Genomic DNA, 7,985 nt, shown 5'->3' with positions numbered 1-7,985 from the left:
TCGCCTTTAATCCATATAATAGAATCTTGGGTTGCCTTTGGGCAGCCCACCACTAAACTTTCTTAAGAATGAAAAAAATAAAGTATAGACTTATACTCCTACTAATTCCTTTGATAGCCCTCTTTATAAGAATTCTCGGGAGAACTATAAGGTGGAAGAAAAGGTATGAGTTCAGAAAAGACAGGGGTAAGATTTACGCACTTTGGCACGGGCATGCCCTCGGTCTTGCCCTCTTCGGTATGGATAGGGGTATAGTTGTTTTAGTTAGTAGATTTCGGGACGGTGAGATAGCGGCAAGGCTTTTAAAACACCTAGGGTTTGAGGTAGTAAGGGGGTCAACAGAGGAGGGAAAGTCCCACAAGGGAGGAAGAACCGCAACAAAGAAGCTTATAGAACTGTTAAGGGAAGGAAAGAACGTAGCGGTAACCGTTGATGGTCCGAAGGGCCCCCCTTTTGAGGTAAAAAAAGGTGTTGTTTACCTTTCCCAGAAAACGGGAAGTGTGATAATACCCGTAGGTGTAAAATTTGAGGACTACGTGAAGCTAAACACGTGGGATCGTATGATAATTCCCAAGCCTTTCACGAGGGGAGAGGTTGTTATTGGGGAAGAGTTTTCTGTTTCTCCGAACGAAGACCTGGAGGGTGCTCGGAAAAGGCTTGAGGGGATTTTAAATAGGCTTTCCTCGGACGCTTGACCCTTCTCTTCTTCTTTTTCTTCGGCGGGTAAACGAGGTCCGCTATCTTAGGAGCTACAACGAAGAGAATACTTCCAATAACCGCGGTTCCGAATATAAAGGGAATAGACACACTCTTTATACTTGGCTCAAAAGAGGTCATTATAACGGAGAACTCTCCCCTCGGAACGAAAGAAAGGGAAGCCCTTAGTCTCGTCTTTTTCTTAAGTCCCATAAGGTATGCCGCTATGTATGTGGAAACAATCTTAAGAATTATTCCGAGGAAAAAGAGTGTAACGAGGAAAAAAATCTCTTTGGGAACTGTTAGTTCCGTTTCGTAAGCGAAGAAGAAGAAAAAGAGCCCCATTGATAGCTCCTTCAGGTCCGAGAGCTGTTTTTCTATATTCTCAAGAACCTTCGTCTCCGGAACTATAACGCCGAGAAGAAAGGCCCCGAGAGCTTCGGAAACACCCAGGGAGTGAAAGAGTGTTCCAACCGTAAGAACAACACCGAGGGTGAAAAAGATAAAGGTTTCCTCTTCCGATAGCGAGTCAAGCCAGCGGGTAATTCTTGGGATTACAAATCTGTGAAGAACCCAGAAGAAGGCTAATGCAACACCCACCTTGAGAAAGCTTATGGGTAGGATTACGGGTTCAACTTTTCCCGCTTCCTTCAGGGGAATAATCAGGGAAAGAAGTAAAATCGCTACAAGGTCCTCAAATATGAGAATACCTATCAGAAGCTCCGCCTCGGGTGAAGCTATACGCTTGTAGTCCATAAGAAGCTTGGCAATTATTGAGGTGCTTGACGGATAAAAAACAGCTGCAATGATTAAAGCAGATATTAAGTTAAAACCGAAAATGTAAGCGAGAATAAAGGGCGGAATGAAGTTAAGTATGAAATCAACGGTTCCCGTCTTCCAGGCACCCAGCATATTCCTGAGCTTCTCAAAGGAGTATTCAAGCCCTATGAAGAAAAAGAGGAGTATTATTCCCGCGTGCTTGAATATCTCAAACTTTTCCATACTTTGGGGCTCAACGAAAAACTTAGCGAGGAATCCCACCGTCATGAAGGCAACGATTGCGGGAACACTTATCCTTTTAAAGACGTAAGCGAATATGAACATAAAGAGTAGAACAAGGTAGGGACTTACCTCTTCCAGTATGTGGTATATATTTTCTTCCATCGTTAGGTGCTACAATCTCCGCACATGTCCAAAAACTTAAGGAGCTGTTCCCTGGTTCCTACTACGATTAACGTATCCCCCGCCTCTACTTTTTCTTTATAAGGGTCGGGGCTTGGTATCATCTCACCGTCTCTGATAATGGCGATAATTGATACACCCGTCTTTCTTCTTATCTCAAGCTCCGCTATCGTCTTTCCGATAAAGGAAGAGTTTTCCCCCACCTTAACCCACTCCATAACGATTTCTTTCATAAGGAGTTCCATCTTCTCCGTGCTTACCGTCTGAAACGTGGTTCCCGCAAGGAGAAATCCGAGTTCTCTTGCCTCCTCTTCCGTTAAGGAAAATACACAACTTGGTTCTTCCTCCTCCTCTTCAACAAGGTAAAGCTCCCTTCTTCCCGTGTTGTGAATTATAAGGGTGAGCTCACCTCCTTCTTCAAGCTCTATCGTATACTTCTTACCTACACCGGGAAGTTCCGTTTCCTTAATACGCACTATGGAAGATATTATAATCCTTCCTTATGGAAGAAGTAAGATTAAGAAAACTCAGGGAACTTCAGGAGAAAGGCATAAACCCATATCCTTACAGATTTGAGGTAACGGACTTTATAGGAAACATAAGGAAGCAGTATGAGGAAGAACCTCCCGAAAACCTTAAGGTTAGGGTAAGAGGGCTGGCAAAAAGGGTCTCAAGAACGGAAGAGGGATACATGGTAAGACTCGCAGACAAAGAAGGTATTGAGATACTTGTCTTTACAAAGGAGGAGGGATTAAAACCTAAAGAGGAGTACACCTTTGAGGGTTTCTTAAAGAGGGTTGAAGGAAAATTAAGCTTAGTTGATGCAAAACTATCCGAAGGAGAAGCGGAAGAGATAAAGAAGGTAAAGGAACAGTTTGATTACGACCCGAACTTCAGACCCGTATCCCTTGCGGGAAGACTCGTATCCATGAGAAGTATGGGAAGGGCTATTTTCGGACACATACAGGACTTAACGGGGAAGATACAGATATACCTCAAGAAGGACGTTCTCGGAGAGGAAAAGCTTAAGTTTTTCAACGATTACATAGATGTAGGGGATATCGTAGGAGTTAGGGGGAAGCTCTTCAGGACAAATACGGGAGAACTAACCGTTGAGGTTGAAGAGTATGAGCTTCTTTCAAAATCCCTTCACCCCCTTCCCGAGAAGTGGCACGGTCTTAAAGACGTTGAGGTGAGATACAGACAAAGGTATTTAGACCTGATAGCTAATCCCGAAGCGAGAAGGATATTCATGCTAAGAACGAAGTTAATCTCGGAGATGAGGAAGTTCTTTGAGATGCACGGTTTTATAGAGGTTGAAACGCCCATACTCCAACCTATAGCGAGCGGAGCAAACGCAAAACCCTTTGTCACATACCATAACTTCCTTGAGACGGAGCTCTACCTAAGGATAGCTCCGGAGCTTTACCTTAAAAGACTCATAGTCGGAGGATTTCCGAGAGTTTACGAAATAGGGAAGAACTTCAGAAACGAAAGCGTTGACAGAACCCACAACCCCGAATTCACTATGGTTGAGTTTTACGCAGCATACTGGGACTACCACGACCTTATGAAGTTCACAGAAGATATGTTCGTTTACCTCCTTGAGAAAACCCTCGGAACGCTAAAGGTTAAATACGGAGACCGGGAACTTGATTTCTCACCACCCTTTAAGAAGGTTAGATACTTTGAACTTCTGGAAGAAAAAACGGGAAAGGATAAAGACTTTTTCCTGAAAGACCTCGAAGGTGTGAAGAAGCTTGCAAAAGAGCTTGAAATCCCCGACGTAGACAAGATGACCCACGCAAAGCTTTTAGACAAGATATTTGAAAAGGTCGGGGAAGAGGAACTGATACAGCCCACGTTCGTTATAGACTTTCCCAAGATACTTTCACCCCTTGCGAAAACCCACAGGGAGGACTCCGACCTCGTTGAGAGGTTTGAACTAATCGTAGCGAGATATGAAGTCGCGAACGCCTATACGGAGCTAAACGACCCCATAGACCAGAAAGAAAGGTTCCTACAGCAGTTAAAGGAAAAACAGATGGGTGATGAGGAAGCTATGGATATGGACGAAGACTTTATAAGAGCCCTTGAGTACGGAATGCCCCCCACGGCGGGTGAAGGAATAGGAATAGACAGACTTGTTATGATACTTGCAAACACGGACTCCATAAGAGAGGTTATACTCTTTCCCCAGTTAAAGGTTAAGAAATCTTAGTTTTTTCTTTCCCTTTACGTTTTAAATTTTTTCTTATCATGAAGAAATCGCCGAAGATAAGTCTTATAATAGAAGCTTTCCACAACCTTGAGAAGGCATACGTTGACCTCAAGAAAAACCTTGAGATTCCCAAAGAGGAGTTTGTCAAAAACAAGCTCGTTCAAGACAGGGTAAGGATAGACTTTAACCTCGCCTTTGAAAGCAGTATGAGGGTATGCAGACACCTATCAACGGTTTACGGAGTAAAGACCTCTTCAAAAGACTGCCTGTATAAACTCGCCAAGTTCATGGAACTTCCCTTCGCAGAAGACCTTAAAAAGTTTTCCGAGTTTTACTTCCGATACAGAGACCTAAAAGAAAGCGTTTCTCCGGAGGAGCTTTATGACTTTCTTAAGAACAACCTAATACTCTTTAAGGAGTACGCGAGGGGAGTAATAGAGTATGTAAAGAAAACAACGGGGAACTACCTCCTCATAGACTTTGACCTCTTAAACGAGAAGGCGAAGTTCATAAAAGACTCGGTCAAAAAGATAGACTTCGTTCTTTCCCAAGGTATTGATGAGTTCAAGAAAACACCCATGTATTACGATAGAGTTAAGTATTTCTACCAGGTTGCTTACGACTCCCTATTTGATATATGCAAACATTTAGCTCCCAAGTTCGGTATAAAGAAGTTCGGGGACGACTGCCTCACAAAGATGGTTGAAAAAAGCGTTATTCCCGAAAGTTATTACGATACAGTTTTTAAGATGATGCTCCTTAAGAATAAGCTGATAAGCACGTGGGAGGTAAGCCCGGAAGAGCTTTACAACTCACTCAAAGAGCTAAACGACAAGTTCATACCCGTTTTAAGGGAGATATCAAGCTCCCTTAAGGAACTCCTCCAAGAAAAGGCTAAAGCCGGGGGTAAATAATGGTGGTTCTACTAATCTTTCTCTTTCCCATAATACTTCTTTCACAGGAGGTTCCCTTTAAGAAGCTCTCTTTTCTAAACCTAAAGGAGGATCTTGAGGAAGCGCAGAGTGAGGGAAAGTATCTCTTTATAATGTTTGAACAAGAAGGGTGTCCTTTTTGCGACAAGATGAGGAGGATAACCTTTCAGAACCCGAGGGTTAGAGAGTTCTTTACAAGGCATTTTTACATGGTTGAGATAGACATAAAAGGTTCTAATCCTGTTGTATACTTTGACGGAAGAGAGATGACCGAGAAAGAACTCGCCCACAAGTTTAGAGTTAGGGCAACGCCCCACTTTGTCTTCTTTGACCAACAGGGAAAGGTTATCTTATCAATTCCCGGCTACATACCACCTGAGGAGTTTCTTCTGATAGGAAAGTTTATCGTTGAGGGACACCACAAGAAAATGAGCTTCTACAAATTTAAAAGAACGTATAAACATAAAGAATGATAATTCTTCTAATTCTGGTTTCCCTTTCCTTCTCCCTTGAGATATCCCTTGAAGAGGCAATAAAACTTGCCCTTAAGAACAACAGAACCCTAAAAAAGTTTGAAAGGGAAGTCAAATCCGCTATTTACGAGAGAAAATTATCGGTTGTTGAGAGATTTTCACCTCAGGTTGATACAAGACTTTCAAAGGATAAGCTTGAGCTCGTTGCGAGGGTCCTTCTCCTTGAGTTTACAAAAAGACTTCACAACATTCAGGCACAAAAAGAAAGGGAAAAGATGGCGAAAATAACCCTTGAGGAGTTTAAAAACAGATTAAAGATAGAAGTGGCTAAGCTTTACACCTCAATTCTTATTTACGACGTATACGCACAGGAACTCAGGGAGTTTATGGCGGTCTCCTACGTGAGGTTTGATAGGGAAAGGGAGAAAATAAGATTGGGACTGTCCGACAGGGTTAAGGTAGCTGAATGGGAAAGAAAATACAGGTATTACCGTTCAAAACTCCTTGAGGTTCAAAGAAAGTATAACGAGACCCTATACAGACTCAAGCGATACCTCGGTATAAGGATGGAGGAGGACCTTAACCTAAAGCCCTTAAACTTCAAAGTTCCCGAAAATAAAACTTTTGACGAGAAAAAACTCCTTAAATATGTTGATAACAACTACCGTTTGAGAATAAAAAAACACGAGATAGCTTACTACAGGAAGCTTGAGAAGGGAAGTAAAAGGCTGTTCTTTCCCGAACTCGTCCTTGAGGGAAAACTCGGGAAAAACCTTGAAAACGGTAGAAAGTACACAGAAATAAACGCATACCTGAACATCCCCCTATTTGACCCATCCCAGAGGTTCAGGGTAAAGAGTATAAAAGAAAAGATAAAATCCCTAAGGAGAGAATACGAAGAGATGAAAGAGGAAGTAAAGGAAAAAGTTTACACCTTTCCATACATCTGGGACGAGTATATCGGGAAATACCTTTACGCCAAAACTAATATGAAATGGGCCGAAGAAAACCTTGAGCTGAAACGTTCCCAGTATGAGCTACAGCTCGCCTTTGACCTCGGTTATGCAATGGCTTACTACACTCAAGCCGAGAGAATACTCCTTGAGAGTAAGGTAAACATTCTACTCTTTTTAATGACCGTCTATCACACCGTAGGTATGAACCCCGAGAAAGCCCTCAAAGGAACACAGTTTTTCTTAAAGTAAAATTTTGAAGATGCACCCCTCAGAAAGGAAAGCTTACCTTTACATACTCCTTTCCTCTCTTATTTTCTTCATCTTCGGAAACTGGTTTTTATCCCTCACGTCTCTTGATGAAGGGAGAAACTTTTACGCCACACTTCATATGTTAAAAACGGGAAACTTCGTAATTCCCGAATACAACTGTGGTCCGAGATTTGAAAAACCTCCTCTCCTTTACTGGCTTGGTAGTGTATCCTTTTTCTTATTCGGACCGTCCGAGTTTTCCGCACGGCTCGTTTCGGGATTGTCGGCTACCCTCACCGCCTTTCTCGTTTACCTTTTTTCAAGGGAATTTTTACCAAAAGAAAAAGCTTTTTTCTCCTCCCTTGTTTTTACGCTCCTAATACACAACTGGGTGGAAGCAAGGGCTTACGTTCCCGAGTTTACCCTCGTATTTTTCTCCACACTCGGTTTATACCTCCTCCTAAAGGAGAGGTTTACCCTTGCTTGGCTTTCTTTGGCTTTTGCATTTCTAACAAAAGGACCTGTAGGACTCCTCCCGCTACTAATATATACGCTCTGGAGAAGGAGATTAAGCTTCCTGGAAACTAAAGGTATTATCCTTTTCCTGATTGTGGGCTTCTCTTGGTATTTCCTGATGATTTATTTATACGGGTGGGAATACTTTTTTAAGTTCTTCGTTTACGAGAACATATACAGGTTCACGGGAAAGTACGAACTTCATCCGATGCCTATCTACTTTTACCCCCTTTTAACCCTCATAAGCTCGCTTTTATTCCTACCGTTAATTCCGAAAATAATTAAGAATTACGATAAAAAACTTAATTTCTTTATTTTATGGTTCCTTGTAGTTATCTTATTTTACTCACTTTCCAAAAACAAGCTCCACCACTATATACTCTTTTCATACCCTCCGCTTGCGGTGATACTCGGGAATTACACAACAAGGAATTACCTAAAAAAAGCTTACACTGTGGCTTTGGCTCTCTTTTGTTTTCTACTTTTCGGAGTAAACTACTATGAGTCTAAGAGATTCACTCCTAAAGTCGTTGAGTATTTAAAAAGGGAAAACCCGAAACACCTTTACTTTTACAAACACGAAAACTCCGCTATCGTTGCATACCTCTACAGATGTATACCCCAAAAGGATAAGTTTTCAAGGGGAGACTACGTAATTACGAAGAAGAAACACCTGAAGAAGCTAAAAAATTACGAGATTATCCTTGAAGGTTTTGAGTTTGAGGGAAAGGAAGTTCTCGTCCGAATCAGATAAGTGGTG

General features: G+C 42.0%; 8 protein-coding genes. 6 read left to right on the top strand and 2 right to left on the bottom strand.

The window, feature by feature from the left end:
* Positions 1–68: 68 nt before the first annotated feature.
* A complete protein-coding gene (locus tag ACWB1W_RS08195; RefSeq protein ID WP_479370879.1) occupies positions 69–695 on the top strand; it encodes a lysophospholipid acyltransferase family protein in 627 nt (208 codons plus the stop codon).
* On the opposite strand, the gene ACWB1W_RS08190 is transcribed toward ACWB1W_RS08195, so the two are convergent.
* Complete coding sequence (locus tag ACWB1W_RS08190; protein WP_479370878.1) at positions 598–1,860, bottom strand: cation:proton antiporter; 1,263 nt, start codon at positions 1,858–1,860, stop codon at positions 598–600. The genes ACWB1W_RS08195 and ACWB1W_RS08190 overlap by 98 nt on opposite strands.
* A 2-nt stretch (positions 1,861–1,862) precedes the next feature.
* Positions 1,863–2,354, bottom strand: a complete 492-nt coding sequence (locus tag ACWB1W_RS08185; RefSeq protein ID WP_479370877.1) for a cation:proton antiporter regulatory subunit — start codon at positions 2,352–2,354, stop codon at positions 1,863–1,865.
* Between the two features lie 26 nt (positions 2,355–2,380).
* Here ACWB1W_RS08185 and lysS point away from each other — a divergent pair, with 26 nt between their 5' ends.
* Genes lysS through ACWB1W_RS08160 form a run of 5 tightly spaced genes read left to right on the top strand, consistent with a single transcriptional unit; the run spans position 2,381 to position 7,979 of the window.
* Entirely contained in the window at positions 2,381–4,099 is a 1,719-nt protein-coding gene (gene lysS, locus ACWB1W_RS08180; RefSeq protein WP_479370876.1) for a lysine--tRNA ligase, read from the top strand.
* A gap of 38 nt (positions 4,100–4,137) precedes the next feature.
* Complete coding sequence (locus ACWB1W_RS08175) at positions 4,138–5,013, top strand: HepT-like ribonuclease domain-containing protein (RefSeq protein ID WP_479370875.1); 876 nt, start codon at positions 4,138–4,140, stop codon at positions 5,011–5,013.
* Positions 5,013–5,504 (top strand): thioredoxin family protein, encoded by a 492-nt coding sequence (locus ACWB1W_RS08170; protein WP_479370874.1) that lies wholly within the window; start codon positions 5,013–5,015, stop codon positions 5,502–5,504. Before ACWB1W_RS08175 ends, ACWB1W_RS08170 begins: the two co-directional genes overlap by 1 nt.
* Positions 5,501–6,709 (top strand): TolC family protein, encoded by a 1,209-nt coding sequence (locus ACWB1W_RS08165; RefSeq protein ID WP_479370873.1) that lies wholly within the window; start codon positions 5,501–5,503, stop codon positions 6,707–6,709. The genes ACWB1W_RS08170 and ACWB1W_RS08165 overlap by 4 nt, the downstream gene beginning before the upstream one ends.
* A gap of 10 nt (positions 6,710–6,719) precedes the next feature.
* Positions 6,720–7,979 (top strand): ArnT family glycosyltransferase, encoded by a 1,260-nt coding sequence (locus ACWB1W_RS08160; RefSeq protein WP_479370872.1) that lies wholly within the window; start codon positions 6,720–6,722, stop codon positions 7,977–7,979.
* Positions 7,980–7,985 lie beyond the last annotated feature (6 nt).

This window comes from Aquifex sp., from assembly GCF_056494385.1.
The sequence above is the reverse complement of the archived record's forward strand: the minus strand, read 5'-3'. Positions and strand labels throughout refer to the sequence as shown.